Origin of the sequence: Streptomyces sp. H51 (assembly GCF_035656535.1) — a bacterium.
In the GTDB taxonomy this organism is placed as follows: Bacteria; Actinomycetota; Actinomycetes; order Streptomycetales; family Streptomycetaceae; genus Streptomyces.
This window is the reverse complement of the sequence record NZ_JAYMHD010000043.1, coordinates 35,204-51,123: the sequence shown is the minus strand read 5'-3', so window position 1 is coordinate 51,123 and position 15,920 is coordinate 35,204. Positions and strand designations below refer to the sequence as shown.

At 73.8% G+C, this 15,920-nt stretch carries 17 protein-coding genes; 13 read left to right on the top strand and 4 right to left on the bottom strand.

The genetic code is table 11. The features are described from left to right. Positions 1 to 14: 14 nt before the first annotated feature. Positions 15 to 1,079 (bottom strand): SAM-dependent methyltransferase, encoded by a 1,065-nt coding sequence (locus tag VKA29_RS12775; protein WP_324785561.1) that lies wholly within the window; start codon positions 1,077 to 1,079, stop codon positions 15 to 17. A gap of 122 nt (positions 1,080 to 1,201) precedes the next feature. Here VKA29_RS12775 and VKA29_RS12770 point away from each other — a divergent pair, with 122 nt between their 5' ends. The 3 genes from VKA29_RS12770 (at position 1,202) to VKA29_RS12760 (ending at position 3,833) form a co-directional block, all read left to right on the top strand. Next, a complete protein-coding gene (locus VKA29_RS12770) occupies positions 1,202 to 2,404 on the top strand; it encodes a sensor histidine kinase (protein WP_324785559.1) in 1,203 nt (400 codons plus the stop codon). Positions 2,405 to 2,478: 74 nt separating this feature from the next. Further along, positions 2,479 to 3,150 carry a response regulator transcription factor gene (locus VKA29_RS12765; protein ID WP_324785558.1) on the top strand — a complete coding sequence of 224 codons (672 nt, stop codon included), beginning with the start codon at positions 2,479 to 2,481 and terminating at the stop codon, positions 3,148 to 3,150. Between the two features lie 50 nt (positions 3,151 to 3,200). Further along, the gene (locus VKA29_RS12760) at positions 3,201 to 3,833 is read left to right on the top strand and encodes an AAA family ATPase (protein WP_324785557.1); all 633 of its coding nucleotides are present in this window, start codon (positions 3,201 to 3,203) and stop codon (positions 3,831 to 3,833) included. Positions 3,834 to 3,878: 45 nt separating this feature from the next. Here VKA29_RS12760 and VKA29_RS12755 read toward each other — a convergent pair whose 3' ends face one another. Then, a complete protein-coding gene (locus VKA29_RS12755) occupies positions 3,879 to 4,985 on the bottom strand; it encodes a DUF5937 family protein (RefSeq protein WP_324785555.1) in 1,107 nt (368 codons plus the stop codon). Positions 4,986 to 5,092: 107 nt separating this feature from the next. Next, complete coding sequence (locus tag VKA29_RS12750) at positions 5,093 to 6,442, bottom strand: threonine aldolase family protein (protein WP_324785554.1); 1,350 nt, start codon at positions 6,440 to 6,442, stop codon at positions 5,093 to 5,095. Between the two features lie 186 nt (positions 6,443 to 6,628). Here VKA29_RS12750 and VKA29_RS12745 point away from each other — a divergent pair, with 186 nt between their 5' ends. The 10 genes from VKA29_RS12745 (at position 6,629) to VKA29_RS12700 (ending at position 15,021) form a co-directional block, all read left to right on the top strand. Then, positions 6,629 to 7,594, top strand: coding sequence for a Rossmann-like and DUF2520 domain-containing protein (locus VKA29_RS12745; RefSeq protein ID WP_324785553.1), 966 nt, complete (start codon positions 6,629 to 6,631; stop codon positions 7,592 to 7,594). Further along, the gene (gene panC, locus VKA29_RS12740) at positions 7,591 to 8,631 is read left to right on the top strand and encodes a pantoate--beta-alanine ligase (protein WP_324785552.1); all 1,041 of its coding nucleotides are present in this window, start codon (positions 7,591 to 7,593) and stop codon (positions 8,629 to 8,631) included. Before VKA29_RS12745 ends, panC begins: the two co-directional genes overlap by 4 nt. A gap of 11 nt (positions 8,632 to 8,642) precedes the next feature. Further along, the gene (locus tag VKA29_RS12735; RefSeq protein WP_324785582.1) at positions 8,643 to 10,448 is read left to right on the top strand and encodes an L-aspartate oxidase; all 1,806 of its coding nucleotides are present in this window, start codon (positions 8,643 to 8,645) and stop codon (positions 10,446 to 10,448) included. Between the two features lie 5 nt (positions 10,449 to 10,453). After that, the gene (nadC, locus tag VKA29_RS12730; RefSeq protein WP_324785551.1) at positions 10,454 to 11,440 is read left to right on the top strand and encodes a carboxylating nicotinate-nucleotide diphosphorylase; all 987 of its coding nucleotides are present in this window, start codon (positions 10,454 to 10,456) and stop codon (positions 11,438 to 11,440) included. 5 nt (positions 11,441 to 11,445) lie between these two features. After that, positions 11,446 to 12,243: a type III pantothenate kinase gene (locus VKA29_RS12725; RefSeq protein ID WP_324785550.1), complete on the top strand. Its 798-nt coding sequence runs from the start codon at positions 11,446 to 11,448 to the stop codon at positions 12,241 to 12,243. Positions 12,244 to 12,426: 183 nt separating this feature from the next. Then, positions 12,427 to 13,119, top strand: a complete 693-nt coding sequence (locus VKA29_RS12720; protein WP_324785581.1) for a hypothetical protein — start codon at positions 12,427 to 12,429, stop codon at positions 13,117 to 13,119. 46 nt (positions 13,120 to 13,165) lie between these two features. Next, the gene (locus tag VKA29_RS12715) at positions 13,166 to 13,342 is read left to right on the top strand and encodes a hypothetical protein (RefSeq protein WP_324785549.1); all 177 of its coding nucleotides are present in this window, start codon (positions 13,166 to 13,168) and stop codon (positions 13,340 to 13,342) included. Positions 13,343 to 13,491: 149 nt separating this feature from the next. Continuing rightward, positions 13,492 to 13,896, top strand: a complete 405-nt coding sequence (locus VKA29_RS12710) for a BlaI/MecI/CopY family transcriptional regulator (RefSeq protein WP_324785548.1) — start codon at positions 13,492 to 13,494, stop codon at positions 13,894 to 13,896. 9 nt (positions 13,897 to 13,905) lie between these two features. Further along, entirely contained in the window at positions 13,906 to 14,454 is a 549-nt protein-coding gene (locus VKA29_RS12705) for an amino-acid N-acetyltransferase (RefSeq protein ID WP_324785547.1), read from the top strand. Positions 14,455 to 14,685: 231 nt separating this feature from the next. Next, positions 14,686 to 15,021 (top strand): histone-like nucleoid-structuring protein Lsr2, encoded by a 336-nt coding sequence (locus tag VKA29_RS12700; RefSeq protein WP_324785546.1) that lies wholly within the window; start codon positions 14,686 to 14,688, stop codon positions 15,019 to 15,021. Here VKA29_RS12700 and VKA29_RS12695 read toward each other — a convergent pair. After that, positions 15,000 to 15,653, bottom strand: coding sequence for an SCO3374 family protein (locus tag VKA29_RS12695; RefSeq protein ID WP_324785545.1), 654 nt, complete (start codon positions 15,651 to 15,653; stop codon positions 15,000 to 15,002). The genes VKA29_RS12700 and VKA29_RS12695 overlap by 22 nt on opposite strands. Between the last annotated feature and the right edge of the window lie 267 nt (positions 15,654 to 15,920).

Sequence of the window (15,920 nt, the reverse complement as noted above, 5' to 3'; positions counted from 1 at the left end):
CCGCGCGCGCAGCCCTAAGCGCCGTCCAGGAGCGTGTCCGGGATTCCCACAGGCTGCAGCAGCCAGCCGAAGTCGCCGAGGCCGCCCGGAGCGGTGAGCTCGGCGGCTTCGCCGGCGCTCGCGAGGGCGCGCACGTAAGCGGCGGGGTGTGTGGTCGCCAGGGTGAGCGGGGGGCGTGCGCCCGTGATGCCCAGCGCGCGCAGCGCGTCGCGCTGCCGCATCAGGCGCGCGCCGGGGAGCGTGCGCTCCGTCGCCGGCATCGTCGGGTGCGCCGTGAGCCGCGCCATGCCGTGCGCCGCGCACGCGTCCAGCGCGACGTGCGCCGTGATGTCGCACGACCCGTCCGGCACGGGCGCCGCCGCGCGCCCCTCCCGGAACCCGGTGAGCGTCCCGAACGGGGGGCGCGCGTCCCGGCGGTGCGCGTAGTCGACCGCGACCGCGAGCCCCCGGTCGAGCGTCGCGACCGCGGCGGCCCAGGCCTCGTCCCGGGGCAGCCCGATCTCGGCCCGCAGCCCCTCCTCGGCGCCCAGCGGCCACCACCGGGCGAGCCACTCCGCCTCCGCGCCGCGGACCGGCTCCCCGAGCCGCTCGGTGCCGTCCCGTCGTACGAGCACCCGCCGTGGCAGGCCGGTCGAGTCGGTCTCGGCGATCTCCACCGGAACGTTGTCCAGCCACTCGTTGGCGAACAGCAGCCCGGTGACACCCTGCGGCGGCTCGGCCAGCCACCGGACGCGGTCGTCGAGGCCCGCGGGGCGGTCGGCGAGCTCGACGGCGTACGCGCGGGTGCGGACGGCCACGTCGGCGGGCAGCACGGCCAGCACACCGGCGGCCAGCTCGCCCCGCCCCGCCGCCATGTCGACGAAGTCGAGCGAGGCGGGCCGGCCGAGCGCCTCGTCGACGCGGCACAGCAGCCGGGCCACGGCTTCCGCGTACAGCGGCGACGCGTGCACGGACGTACGGAAGTGCCCGGCCGGCCCCTCCGGCCTGCGATAGAAACCGTCCGGCCCGTACAGGGCGGCCTCGGCCGCCGCCCGCCAGCCGCGCCATTCGTCCGTCTCGTCCGTCGTCTCTGCCGTCACCGGGCCAGGCTAAGCGCACCGGGGAACGGGATCTCCATCCACCTTGCGGAGTATGCGCACCGGCCGCGGATCGGCCCTCCGGTTGACCCCTGCACCTATCCCGCTTCCCTACTCTGGGTTACGTGCAGCGCCTCTATGACTTCCTCCGCAGGCACCCGGCATGGGTCGACGGCTTCTGGGCCGTCTTCCTGTTCGGGATCTCCGCGGTGAGCGCAACCGCCCATCGGGAGGACCGGGGCACCGACGCGCCGCTGGCGATCGTTCCGGTCATCGTCCTGTTGTGCCTGGTGATCGCCATGCGCCGGCGTATGCCCGAGAGGATGCTGCTGCTGACGATCGGCATCGGCGCCGCCCAGGTGGCGCTGGACGTGGCGGTGACGCCCGCCGACTTCGCGATGCTGGTGATCGTCTACACGGTCGCCGCGACCGGCGCCCGCTGGGCCTCCCGGCTCGCGCTGGCCGTGAGCCTCGGCGCGGCCACGGTGGCGCAGCTGCGCTGGCCGAACGACAACAGCGGCGTCCTGGGCAACGTGGCGATCGTGGTCCTGCAGACGGTGCCGTTCGCCCTCGCCTGGGTGCTCGGCGACTCGATCCGCACCCGCCGCGCCTACTTCGCCCAGCTGGAGGAGCGCGCGGCCCGGCTGGAGAAGGAGCGCGAGGCGCAGGCCAAGGTCGCGGTCGCCGCCGAGCGCGCCCGCATCGCGCGCGAGCTGCACGACGTCGTCGCGCACAACGTGTCGGTGATGGTCGTGCAGGCCGACGGCGCCGCCTACGTCCTCGACGCCGCGCCCGACCAGGCGAAGAAGGCCCTGGAGACGATCTCCTCGACCGGCCGCCAGGCCCTCGCCGAGATGCGCCGCCTGCTGGGCGTGCTGCGCACCGGCGAGCACCAGGAGACCAGCGAGTACGTTCCGCAGCCCGACGTCGAGCAGATAGACGAGCTGGTCGAGCAGTGCCGCCACGCCGGCCTGCCCGTCGACTTCAAGGTGGAGGGCACACCGCGCCCGCTGCCCAGCGGCGTCGAACTCACGGCGTACCGGATCGTGCAGGAGGCGCTGACCAACACCCGCAAGCACGGCGGCCCGAACGCGGGCGCCAGCGTGCGCCTGGTGTACTTCGACGACGGCCTCGGCCTGCTCGTCGAGGACGACGGCAAGGGCGCCCCGCACGAGCTGTACGAGGAGGGCGGCATCGACGGCCAGGGCCACGGCCTGATCGGCATGCGCGAGCGGGTCGGCATGGTCGGCGGGACCCTGGACGCCGGCCCGCGCCCCGGCGGAGGATTCCGCATCAGCGCCCTGCTGCCGCTCAAACCGGCGCACTGACGTTTCCGCACGCCCCCGGTTGACACCTGTAACGCTCCTCAGCAAGCCCCTGTACGGACATGGAAGAGGCCTCGATGACGATCCGCGTGATGCTCGTGGACGACCAGGTGCTGCTGCGCACCGGGTTCCGGATGGTGCTCGCCGCGCAGCCGGACATGGAGGTCGTCGCGGAGGCCGGGGACGGTGTCGAGGCACTGCGGGAACTGCGGGCCACCGACGTCGACGTCGTCCTGATGGACGTGCGCATGCCCAAGCTGGACGGCGTGGAGACCACCCGCCGCATCTGCTCGGCGCCGAACCCGCCGAAGGTGCTGATCCTGACCACCTTCGACCTCGACGAGTACGCGTTCTCCGGCCTCAAGGCGGGCGCCTCCGGCTTCATGCTCAAGGACGTGCCGCCCGGTGAGCTCCTCGCCGCCATCCGCGCGGTGCACAGCGGTGACGCGGTGGTGGCCCCCTCGACCACGCGCAGGCTGCTGGACCGGTTCGCGCCGATGCTGCCGAGCACCGGCAACGAGCCCCGGCACAACGAGCTGGAGCGGCTCACCGGCCGTGAACGCGAGGTCATGGTGCTGGTCGCGCAGGGCCTGTCCAACGGGGAGATCGCGGCCCGGCTCGTGCTGTCCGAGGCGACCGTCAAGACGCACGTGGGACGCATCCTGACCAAGCTCGGCCTGCGGGACCGGGTGCAGGTGGTGGTGCTGGCGTACGAGACCGGGCTGGTGCGGGCGGGCGGGCACGGCTGAACCCCTTCGAACGCGCCCCCGACGCGCCCCCCGCCCACTAGGGTCTGCGCATGCTCCTGTGGATCAACGGCCCCTTCGGGGGCGGCAAGACACAGACCGCGCACGAGATCCGGCGGCGCCTGCCCGGCAGCGTCATCTGCGACCCCGAGCACGCCGGCTTCGGGCTGCACCGCATGATGCCGCCCGACCTGCGCGGAGACTTCCAGGACCTGGCGTCCTGGCGGCAGGGCGTCGTGGAGGTCCTCGACCTCGCCCTCACCCGGCACGACGGCGTGGTGATCGCCCCGATGACGGTCACCGACGCCGGCCACTTCGAGGAGACCGTCGGCCGGTTGCGCGGGCTCGGGCACGACGTACGGCACTTCACCCTCCTCGCCGAGCGCGGGACGGTACTGAAGCGGCTGAACGAGCGCGGTTTCGGGCACCTCCTGCGGTACGTCGCCGGGAAGGAGGCCGGTCCGCGGCGGGAGAGCTGGGCCGTAAAGCAGCTGGACCACTGCCTGGAGCGGCTGCGCGAGCCGGAGTTCGCCGAGCACCTGTGGACCGACCACTCGACCGTGCCGAAGACTGCGGACCGCATCGCCGTACTGGCCGGGCTGCCCCTCCGGCCGAACAACGAGGGCGCCCTGCGCACGCGGCTGCGGCAGGCACGGGTCGGGGCGCGGCACATCCGGTTCGACTGAACCCGGTACCGGATCCGGCGCGCCGGGCACGGCCGCACCGGGGACTCAGCGCAGCACGCCCTCCAGGAAGTCGCTGCCCAGCCGGGCCACCACCGCTACGTCCAGCTGGTGCAGGACGTACCGGCCGCGCCGGCGGGTGGTGAGCAGGCCCGCCTTCTTCAGGACGCTCAGGTGCCGGGATATCTCGGGCGGGGTCATGCCGTGCACCCGGGCCAGCTCACCCGTGGTGAAGGCGCTGCGGGCCAGGCTCCGGCACAGCCGCATGCGCACCGGGTGCGACAGGGCCGTCATCCGCAGGGCCAGCTGCTCGACCGAGGCGGGAGCGACCGGGTCGGGGGAGGCCACGGGGTAGTGCAGCACCGGCTGCCAGGCGTGCCGGTGCAGGACCATCAGGTGCGGCCGGCCCAGGCTGGTCGGGACGAGCAGCAGGCCACCGTCCCGAGTGGCCGTGCGTCCTTCGTTGAGTTTGTCGACGGTGACGCAGGCCGCCGCCTCGTCCAGGGCCACGGCCGGCGACACCGCGGCCAGCGCCTCGGCCAGGCCCTTGCGCCGCAGCAGGTCCGTCTTGTGGCGGGCGTCCGCCGCCAGCTGGTGGCGCAGCCGGGCCCAGGTCTCCGCGAAGAACGCCTCGTCGCAGTCCTCCAGGAACTGCCGCAGCCACGCTCTGATCCGCGGCGGGTCGGCCAGCAGCCGCTCGCTGAAGTGCAGCTGCCGCGGCCCGCGGGTGGCCGCGCGCTCCAGCGCGAGCCGCCGCATCCCGGCGTCGGCCAGGGCGCCGGGCCCGGGCAGGCCGTACGGCAGGGCGCAGGTGAACTCCAGCGCGCCGTCGACGAACTGCTCGTCCGTCAACTTGTCGAGCAGGTCCAGGTCCTCGGCGAGCGTCGCACCGGGCAGGGCGGTACGGCCCGGGACGCCCGCGCAGGGCAGGAAGAGGTCCGAGAACGTCGTCCGCCACAGGAAGTCCGCCTCGCACATCCGGTCCGCCAGATGCGGGTCGAGCCGCGCGGTCACCCCGGTCACCCAGCCCTGCAGACCCGGGTGGTGCCCCGGTTCGGACAGCGCGTGCAGCGCCATGCCGAGCTCGGCCAGGGGCGAGGGGACGACGGCGATCCGCTCCGGCCGCAGCCCCGCGATGTCGATGCGCAGGCTCATGACCTCATGGTGCACCCCGCCACCGACAACGCCGCCCCCGTGGGCGGCCGCCGCCGAACGCCGTCCGCGCCGGACCCGGCCCGGTCACGCGTCACCGGCCCACCCCGTCACTCGCGCGCTTCGTGTCTGCCCGCCTCCTCGGTCAGCCGGGCGACGAACTGCGCGGCCGCCGCCCGCACGTCGTCGGCCGTCCACGCCAGGCCCGCGGCGCGTACGCCGACCTCCGTGAACGCCACCCCGGGGCCCTTGGCGTCCCAGGGGTTGGCGAACAGCAGCGTGTTCGTCTCCTCGGCCTGCCGGACGGCCGCCTCGGCGACGACGTCGGGGTCGTAGGGCAGCCAGACCTGGAACGCGTTGGTGTGCGGCACCTCGGGATGTACGCGCGCCCACGGCAGCCCGGCCGCCGCGAAGCCCTCGCGCAGCGCGGCGGCCACCACGCGCGCGTGGCGCACGTACTCGGGCAGCCGGGGCAGTTCACGCTCCAGACCGGCGAGCGCCGACAGCGCGGTCGGGAACTGCTGGAAGACCTGCCCGCCGTACCGGTGGCGCCAGGTCCGCGCCTCGTCGACCAGCGTCTTCGGCCCGGCGAGCGCCGCGCCGCCGTAGCCGTCGAGGGACTTGTAGAAGGAGACGTACACGCTGTCCGCGAGGTCCGCGATCTCGTCGAGCGGCCGGCCGAGCTGGACGGTGGACTCCCACAGGCGCGCGCCGTCGAAGTGCACCACCGCGTCGCGCTCGCGCGCCGCCGCCACGACCTCGCACAGCTCGTCCCAGGACGGCAGCAGGAATCCGGCGTCCCGCAGGGGCAGCTCCAGCATCAGCGCCCCGAAGGGCTCGGCGAAGTCGCGCACCTCCGCCGCGGTCGGCTGGCGCGGCTCGCCGGTCAGCCGGACCGGGCGCAGACCGCTGACCTGGCTGAGGGCATGGCGTTCGTGCACCTCGGGGTGGGACATCGCGTGCAGCGCGACGGCCCGGTCGCCGGTGCGGCCGGCCCAGCAGCGCAGGGCCACCTGCTGGGCCATCGTGCCGGTGGGGAAGAAGGCGGCCGCCTCCTTGCCGAGCAGCCCGGCGACCTTGCGCTCCAGGGCCTCCACGACGCCGTCGCCGTAGACGTCCGACGGCTCGTCGAGGTCGTACAGGTCCGGCGCAGCGTCGAGCAGCGCGAGCCGCTCCCTCAGCGTGCCCCGGAAACCGGGGCGGGCCAGCACCCGCGCGCTCCGGTAGGCGCTCATGCGCCGCTTGTAGCGCTGTGCGCGCCGCGCCTCGTCCGACAGCCGCTCCGGCCGCTCCGCCGGACGTTCCTCCGGCGGGTGTTCCTCCGCCGGTCCCTCCGCCGAACGTTCCTCCGCCGGTCCCTCCGCCGAACGTTCCTCCGCCGAACGTTCCTCCGGCAGTCGCGCCGCCGGGTGCTCCCCCGGCCCGCTCCCCCGCCCGCCCTGCTCCGCGCTCTCGGTCATGCCCCGGATCATGCCGCGCGCCGTCCCTCGCGGGCACGCGTATTTCCGCACCGGCGCCCGCGCGCACGCCGGCGTGCGGTAACCCACAGCCTGTGGACAACCGGCCGCCCCGCGGACCGATCGCGTTAGCATGACGAGAAATCGTCCGGTACCCGAAGCGGACTGGAACGGGAAGGCCGCCGTCGCGTGAGTACAAGCCAACAGTCAGATCCCCAGGACCGCCCCGCGCGGCTCACCGTCGGCGTCGTCGGCGCCGGCCGCGTGGGCCCCACGCTCGCCGCGTCCCTCCAGCTCGCCGGACACCGCCCGGTGGCCGTCTCCGGAGTGTCCGACGCCTCCCGGCGGCGAGCCGCGGAGCTGCTCCCCGACGTGCCGCTGGTGCCGCCCGCGGAGGTGCTCCAGCGCGCCGATCTCGTCCTGCTGACGGTTCCCGACGACGCCCTGCCCGGGCTGGTCGAGGGCCTCGCCGACACCGGCGCCGTCCGGCCGGGCCAGCTGCTCGTCCACACCTCGGGGCGCTACGGCGTACGCGTCCTGGACCCCGCCCTGCGCGCGGGCGCCCTCCCGCTCGCCCTGCACCCGGCGATGACCTTCACCGGGACCCCGGTCGACGTCCAGCGCCTGGCCGGATGCTCCTTCGGCGTCACCGCGCCCGACGAGCTGCGGCTGGCCGCGGAGGCCCTCGTCATCGAGATGGGCGGCGAACCGGAATGGATCGCGGAGCCGATGCGCCCGCTGTACCACGCGGCGCTCGCGCTCGGCGCCAACCACCTCGTCACGCTGGTCGCCCAGTCCATGGAGCTGCTGCGCGCCGCCGGTGTCGAGGCCCCCGACCGGATGCTCGGCCCGCTGCTCGGCGCCGCCCTGGACAACGCCCTGCGCTCCGGCGACGCGGCCCTCACCGGCCCCGTCGCCCGCGGGGACGCGGGCACCGTCGCCGCGCACGTCGCCGAACTGCGCACGCACGCCCCCCAGACCGTGGCCGGCTACCTCGCGATGGCCCGCGCGACCGCCGACCGGGCGCTCGCCCACGGACTGCTGAAGCCGGAACTGGCCGAGGACCTGCTCGGGGTGCTCGCCGACGGAGCCGACGGAGCCGACGGGACCGGCGGGACCGGCGGGACCGGCGGCGCCGAGGGAGACGTCCGATGAGCATCACCCTGCTGCGCACCGCGGACGAACTGCACGCACGCACGCGTACCGGCCGTCGCGCCGTCGTGATGACCATGGGAGCCCTGCACGAGGGCCACGCCTCGCTGGTCCGCACGGCGCGCGGGATCGCCGGACCCGACGGGGAGGTCGTCGTCACCGTCTTCGTCAACCCGCTGCAGTTCGGCGCGGGCGAGGACCTCGACCGCTACCCCCGCACCCTGGACGCCGACCTGGAGGTGGCCGAGCGGGCCGGGGCGGACGTCGTGTTCGCCCCTTCCGTGGACGAGGTCTACCCCGGCGGCGAACCCCAGGTCCGCGTCAGCGCGGGCCCCATGGGCGAGCGCCTGGAGGGCGCCTCGCGCCCCGGCCACTTCGACGGGATGCTCACCGTCGTCGCCAAGCTGCTGCACCTCACCCGCCCCGACGTCGCCCTGTACGGCCAGAAGGACGCCCAGCAGCTCGCCCTGATCCGCCGCATGGTGCGGGACCTGAACTTCGGCATCGAGATCGTCGCCGTGCCGACCGTGCGCGAGGACGACGGCCTGGCGCTGTCCAGCCGCAACCGCTACCTCTCGCCCGAGGAGCGCCGCACGGCGCTCGCGCTCTCCCGCGCGCTGTTCGCGGGCCGCGACCGGCACGCCGCCCAGGAGGCGCTGCGCGCGCGTGCCCGCGAGGTGCCCGCCACGCACGCGCGTGCCGAGGCCCTCAGCGCGATAGGGGAGTCGAGGGCCGCGGCCGACGCGCACGCCGTCGCCCAGGCCCGCACGTCGCCCGCCGCCGCCCCGGGCCACGACGCCGAGGGCCCTGCCTTCCTCGGCGCCCCGTCGGCCGTCCGCGCGGCCGCCCGCCTGGTCCTCGACGACGCCGCCCGGCTGTCCCCGCCGCTGGAACTGGACTACCTGGCTCTCGTCGACCCGTCCGACTTCACCGAGATCGAGGACGGCTTCACCGGCGAGGCGGTACTCGCCGTCGCCGCCCGGGTCGGGGCGACCCGGCTGATCGACAACATCCCCCTCACCTTCGGAGCCGCCTCGTGACCAGCACAGGCATACGCCCGCCCGGCGCCCACCAGCACCCCCGAGCGGGAGCGCTTCACGCTCGCCCCCGCCTGTTCGCGCCCGCGCCCGGGTGGTCCATCGCCGCGGACGTGGTGGTCGTGGGCTCCGGGGTGGCCGGGCTGACGGCCGCCCTGCGCTGCGAGGCGGCCGGCCTGGAGACCGTCGTGGTCACCAAGGCCCGCCTCGACGACGGCTCCACCCGCTGGGCCCAGGGCGGCATCGCCGCCGCCCTCGGCGAGGGCGACACCCCCGAGCAGCACCTGGACGACACCCTGGTCGCCGGCGCCGGCCTGTGCGACGAGGAAGCGGTACGGATCCTCGTCACCGAGGGGCCCGACGCCGTACGCCGCCTGATCTCCACCGGCGCCCACTTCGACACCGACGACGAGGGCGGCATCGAGCTCACCCGCGAGGGCGGCCACCACCGCCGCCGCATCGCGCACGCGGGCGGTGACGCGACCGGCGCGGAGATCTCCCGGGCGCTGGTCGAGGCGGCCCTCGCGCGGGGGGTGCGCATGATCGAGAACGCGCTCGTGCTGGACCTGCTCACCGACGCCGACGGCCGTACCGCGGGCGTCACCCTGCACGTCATGGGCGAGGGCCAGCACGACGGCGTGGGCGCGGTGCACGCCCCCGCGGTGGTCCTCGCGACCGGCGGCATGGGCCAGGTCTTCTCCGCCACCACCAACCCGTCGGTGTCCACCGGCGACGGCGTGGCGCTCGCGCTGCGCGCCGGCGCGGAGGTCTCCGACCTGGAGTTCGTCCAGTTCCACCCGACCGTGCTGTTCCTCGGCCCGGACGCCGAGGGCCAGCAGCCGCTCGTCTCCGAGGCGGTGCGCGGCGAGGGCGCCCACCTGGTGGACGCGGACGGCGTGCGGTTCATGCTCGGCCGGCACGAACTGGCCGAACTCGCGCCCCGGGACATCGTCGCCAAGGGCATCATGCGCCGCATGCAGGAGCAGGACGCCGAGCAGATGTTCCTCGACGCCCGGCACTTCGGCGCCGAGATGTGGGAGCACCGCTTCCCGACGATCCTCGCCGCCTGCCGCGCCCACGGCATCGACCCGGTCACCGAGCCCATCCCGATCGCCCCGGCCGCCCACTACGCCTCCGGAGGCGTGCGCACGGACTCCCACGGGCGGACGACCGTCCCGGGGCTGTACGCGTGCGGCGAGGTCGCCTGCACCGGCGTGCACGGCGCCAACCGTCTCGCGTCCAACTCCCTCCTGGAGGGCCTCGTCTACGCAGAGCGGATCGCCGCCGACATCGCCGCCGACGCCGCCGACGTCACCGCGTCCGCCCGCGCGGACGACCGCGCGGACGGCGCCGCGGGCGGCGGCCGCCGCCACCCGCGCGGGCCGGAGCCGGCCGAGCGTCCCGGCGAGCCGGTCCACCCCCTGCTGGAGCCCGAGGCGCGCTTCGCGATCCAGCGGATCATGACGGACGGCGCGGGCGTACTGCGCTCCGCCGCGTCCCTCGCCAGGGCCGCCGACCGGCTGGAGCGCCTGCAGACCGACGCCCGCGACGCACTCGCCGAGAACGGCAAGACCGCCGAGCCCGGCGTCGACACCTGGGAGGCCACCAACCTCCTGTGCGTGGCCCGGGTCCTGGTCGCCGCGGCGGAGCTGCGCCAGGAGACCCGCGGCTGCCACTGGCGTGAGGACCACGCCGAGCGCGACGACGCCGCCTGGCGCCGGCACATCGTCGTACGGCTGAATCCCGACCGCACACTCGCCGTGCGCACCACCGATACCGCAGACTTCCCCCCGACCCGGCAGCGCCTTCAGGAGCAGTGACACAAGTGAGCACCCCCGACCTCCCCCTCGCGTCCACCGGCGGCTGCGGCGACGGCTGTGCCTGCGGCGCGGAAGCCGACGCGGAAGCCGCGGAATACCTCGAGTGCGGGCTCGACCCCGCGCTCGCCCAGCTCCTGGCGGACGCCGGACTCGACCCCGTTGAGGTCGAGGACGTCGCCAATGTCGCCATCCAGGAGGACCTCGCCCACGGCGTGGACGTGACCACGGTCGCCACGATCCCCGAGGACGCCGTCGCCACCGGCGACTTCACCGCGCGCGAGGCGGGCGTCGTCGCCGGCCTGCGGGTCGCCGAGGCGGTGCTCTCGGTGGTCTGCACGGACGAGTTCGAGGTCGAGCGGCACGTCGAGGACGGCGACCGCGTGGCGGCGGGCCAGAAGCTGCTGTCGGTCACCACGCGCACGCGTGACCTGCTCACCGCCGAACGCAGCGCCCTCAACCTGCTGTGCCGCCTGTCGGGCATCGCCACCGCCACCCGCGCGTGGGCCGACACCCTTCGGGGCACCGGTGCGCGGGTGCGCGACACCCGCAAGACCACGCCCGGCCTGCGCTCCCTGGAGAAGTACGCCGTCCGCTGCGGCGGGGGCGTCAACCACCGCATGTCGCTGTCGGACGCGGCGCTGGTCAAGGACAACCACGTCGTCGCCGCCGGCGGTGTCGCCCAGGCGTTCAAGGCCGTGCGCGAGGCGTTCCCCGAGGTGCCGATCGAGGTCGAGGTCGACACGCTGCACCAGCTGCGCGAGGTCGTCGACGCGGGCGCCGACCTGATCCTGCTGGACAACTTCACCCCCGGCGAGTGCGAGGAGGCCGTGGCCCTCGTCCAGGGCCGCGCCGCCCTGGAGGCGTCGGGCCGCCTGACCCTCGACAACGCGCGCGCCTACGCCGAGACGGGCGTGGACTACCTGGCCGTGGGCGCCCTCACCCACTCCTCGCCGATCCTGGACATCGGCCTCGACCTGCGCGCGGCGGAGTAACGGCCATGCTCCTCACGATCGACGTGGGAAACACGCACACGGTCCTCGGCCTGTTCGACGGTGAGGACATCGTCGAGCACTGGCGCATCTCGACGGACGCGCGCCGCACGGCGGACGAGCTGGCGGTGCTGCTGCAGGGCCTGATGGGCATGCACCCGCTGCTCGGGGACGACCTCGGCGACGGCATCGACGGCATCGCCATCTGCGCGACCGTGCCGTCGGTGCTGCACGAACTGCGCGAGGTGACGCGGCGCTACTACGGCGACGTTCCCGCGGTGCTCGTCGAGCCGGGGGTGAAGACGGGTGTGCCCATCCTCACCGACAACCCCAAGGAGGTCGGCGCCGACCGCATCATCAACGCGGTCGCGGCGGTCGAGCTCTACGGCGGCCCCGCGATCGTCGTGGACTTCGGTACGGCGACGACGTTCGACGCGGTCTCCGCGCGCGGGGAGTACGTCGGCGGTGTCATCGCGCCCGGCATCGAGATCTCGGTCGAGGCACTCGGCGTCAAGGGCGCCCAGCTGCGCAAGATCGAGGTCGCCCGGCCGCGCCACGTGATCGGCAGGAACACGGTCGAGGCGATGCAGGCGGGCATCGTCTACGGGTTCGCCGGCCAGGTGGACGGCGTGGTGAGCCGGATGGCCCGCGAGCTGGCGGACGACCCGGAAGACGTGACGGTGATCGCGACCGGCGGCCTGGCGCCCATGGTGCTGGGCGAGTCCTCGGTGATCGACGAGCACGAGCCGTGGCTGACCCTGATCGGACTGCGGCTGGTGTACGAGCGGAACGCGTCGCGCCTGTAGCCGCCCTCCGCCCCGGCGCCGCCCTCCGCGGGCGTCGGGGCGTGCAGGCGCAGGGGCGCGAGCGGCGCAGAGGCACGGGAACGCGGTGCGGCGCAGGGCCCGACACGCCCTGTTTTATGTCGGTTTTGTCTGATTAGCGCGTATCGTCGGCACATGCCCACGCCATACGGATCCCGCGGCGGCATGGCGTTCGGCGCGGAGGAGCTGCGTGTGCTCCGCCGCGCTCTCGCCCTCGCCCTCCGCCCCGAAACCGCCTCGGCCGAGGAAGTCCAGGACTGCCTCCGCCTCGCCGAGTCCCTCGACGAGGCGATGCGCGAGGGCGCCCGGCTGCGCGCCTTCCTGGTGGCCGATCTCGCCCGCTACCGCGCCGCGCTGCCCGGGACCGCCACCGGCTATCTCGCGCTGCTGGAGGAGGTGCTGGGATCCGGCTACCGTCCGCACCCCGACGACCTCGCCGCGCTGCGCGCCCTGCGCGGCAATCCGGTGGCCGCCGCTCTCCTGGACCGCTGCCAGGTCCTCGCGGAGCAGGACGTACGCGCCCGCCTCGCGCGCCGGGCGGCGCCCCCGGCCGTCCCGGTGGTGCCCGCCTCCCGGGTCCGCCTCACGGCCCTCCCGGGCGGCCTCTCGGTTCACGACGCCGACCCCGCCGACGGCCTCGCCGGTGCCGCGGACCGGGATCCCGCCGAGCGGCCGGAGAAGCCCGTGGAGAAGCCCGCGAAGCCCGCGAAGCCCGCGGAGAAGCCGCCCGCCCCCGAGCCGGCCCCGGCCACGCCGAAGCCGCCCCGCCCCATTCCCACCCCCGGCGAGGTCTTCCCGCGCCGCAAACCGAGCCCCGCGCCGCCGCCGAACCACCCCCGCCAGCTCACCGCGGTCTGAACGACCCCGCCCCGCCCGTCTGCCGCCCCGTGGTTAACCTGGGTGCATGGACTACGTCTCCGCGCTTCTGCCCCCGGTCGTCATGGCCGTGTTCTTCATCGGCGTGATCAGGGTGATCGTGAAGACCCAGGGCGGGGCCAACAAGGCCAAGGAGGACGCGGCCGTCGACGCCGCCATCGCGCAGGCGGAGGCCCGCCGGGCCCCCGCGCGGACCGACGGCTGACCCGCCCGGCCGACGGCACCCCACCGGCGTACGACTGCCCCGTCCGCGGGCGGTCGTGCGCCCTTTTTGTCGCGTTCGGCGGGGTGAGTGTCTGTTCGGCACGCGAATGGCGGGATCTCCCACTAGGGTGCTGAGGTGTGCCCCGCCCATTGGGAGAACTCGAAGACGCGGTCATGACACGGGTGTGGAAGTGGAACCGCCCGGTGACCGTTCGGGAAGTCCTGGAAGACCTTCAGCGGGAGCGGACCATCGCCTACACCACGGTGATGACCGTTTTGGACAATCTCCATCAGAAGGGCTGGGTGCGCCGCGAAGCGGAAGGCCGGGCCTATCGATATGAGGCCGTCTCCACCCGGGCCGCCTACGCCGCCGCCCTCATGAACGACGCCTGGTCCCAGAGCGACAACCCCGCGGCCGCTCTCGTCGCCTTCTTCGGCATGATGAGCGACGAACAGCGGCAGGCCCTGTGGGACGCCGTCCGCATCGTCCAGGGACCGGAAACACCCGAAGCCGAGGAGAACCCCGGCTCCCCGCCGCAGGGGGGCGGGCGATAGCGTCCGGTCATGTCCCGAGAGAGCCCCTCGTCCCCGAGTCCCGAAGTCGGCGCTAAAGCCATCACCGTGCGGCGGGCCCGCACCAGCGATGTTCCGGCCGTGCGCCGTCTCCTTGACGCCTACGTCCGTGACCGCATCCTGCTCGACAAAGCGACGGTGACGCTTTACGAGGACATCCAGGAGTTCTGGGTGGCGGAACGGGACGACAACGCCGAGGTCGTCGGCTGCGGTGCGCTGCACGTCATGTGGGAAGACCTCGCGGAAGTGCGCACTCTGGCGGTCAAGCCCGGCCTGAAGGGCGCCGGCGTCGGCCATCAGTTGCTGGAGAAGTTGCTGCAGACCGCGCGCTGGCTCGGCGTTCGCCGCGTTTTCTGCCTGACCTTCGAAGTGGACTTCTTCGGCAAGCACGGCTTCGTCGAGATCGGCGAGACGCCCGTCGACACCGACGTCTACGCGGAGCTGATGCGTTCCTATGACGAGGGCGTCGCCGAGTTCCTCGGCCTGGAGCGAGTGAAACCGAACACCTTGGGCAACAGCCGGATGCTTCTGCATCTGTGATCGCCGATCACCGCTGAGTATTCCGTCCGGAGCTCTGCCCAGGTTCCCTATGTCCGAAACGCGCATGTTTCCGGACCGGGCCGGGTCTGCCGGTCTCTCCCGGGGGTTTGTGTTTTTCCGGCAAAAGCGGTTTGCTTTCCGACGTACTGCAGTACTGCATATAACAGGGGACGGCGAAACGGCGGACGCCGCAGACCCCCGGCCCACAAGTCATGAATGAAAGGAAATCCGGTGGCACAGAAGGTTCAGGTCCTTCTTGTCGACGACCTCGACGGCGGCGAGGCGGACGAGACTGTCACGTTCGCGTTGGACGGCAAGACGTACGAGATCGATCTCACGACCGCCAATGCGGACAAGCTTCGCGGCCTTCTCGAGCCTTACGTGAAGGGCGGTCGTCGTACCGGGGGCCGTTCTTCGGGCGGGCGCGGAAAGACCCGCGCCGCTTCCGGCGGCAGCCAGGACACCGCGCAGATCCGCGCCTGGGCGAAGGAGAACGGCTACGAGGTCAACGACCGCGGCCGCGTCCCCGCGTCCATCCGCGAGGCCTACGAGAAGGCCAACGCCTGAGCACGGGCGCGACGCAGGCGGATCCGGTGGCACTGCGTCGCCACCGTGTTCACGAGTCGTACGAGATCGGGGGCGCCTTCCCGGCCCCCCATGGCCGACAGCGTCGGCAGCGAGGCCTCGACCTCGCGTCCCGGCCCGGGGGGCCGCAGCCACACGGCGGCCCCCGGAGCCGGTGGCCGCGCTCCGGGCCGCCCGTGCCCGGGGGGCGGCGGAGCGTCCATCGCGTCGCCCTCGCCGAGTGCCGTCAGGTCGAGCGCCAGCGCCCCCCACTCCAGCCAGTCCAGCAGCCCGGACAACTCCTCCGCGCTGCCCGCTGCCACCAGCAGCCGCATCCGACCCTGCTGCACGGCCACCGGTGACCGCGTCGCGAGATGTCTGAGGCCCGCGCGGCCCGCCTCGGCCGGGACGTCCAGGACGTCGAAACGCACCCCCACCGCGAGCCGCACGGCGGACCCGGGGTTCCCGGGCCCCCCGCGCATCGCGGGCATCGTGGGCCACCCCAGTTCGTTCTCGTACCAGTCGCGGACACCGGCGCCCGGGTCGAGCGGGCGGCGGGGGAGCGGGACCGTGAGCTTCGTCCTGTTTGTGACGTTCGTGACATTCGCGGTGACCGGGGGGAGGCTGCCGACCATGCCACGTGCAACCGCCGAAGGCGCTTCGAAGTCACGTTGTGACGTCATCCGGTTTCGCAGAGTGCCGCACGGGGGCGCGCGGGGCGTGTGGGGAGGCGCAAGGTTGTTCGCCCATAGCGGAGGGAACCGGTGCGCGCGGCATGGACTGTCCGCCCCTGCGGGTAAGACATCCCTAGTGGGAGGGGGCGACACGCAGGACAAGGCGTCTCACGTTCGCCATCGGCGTACTGGTGATGGAGGTAAGTGCCTGGCCTGCGGGAACATCGT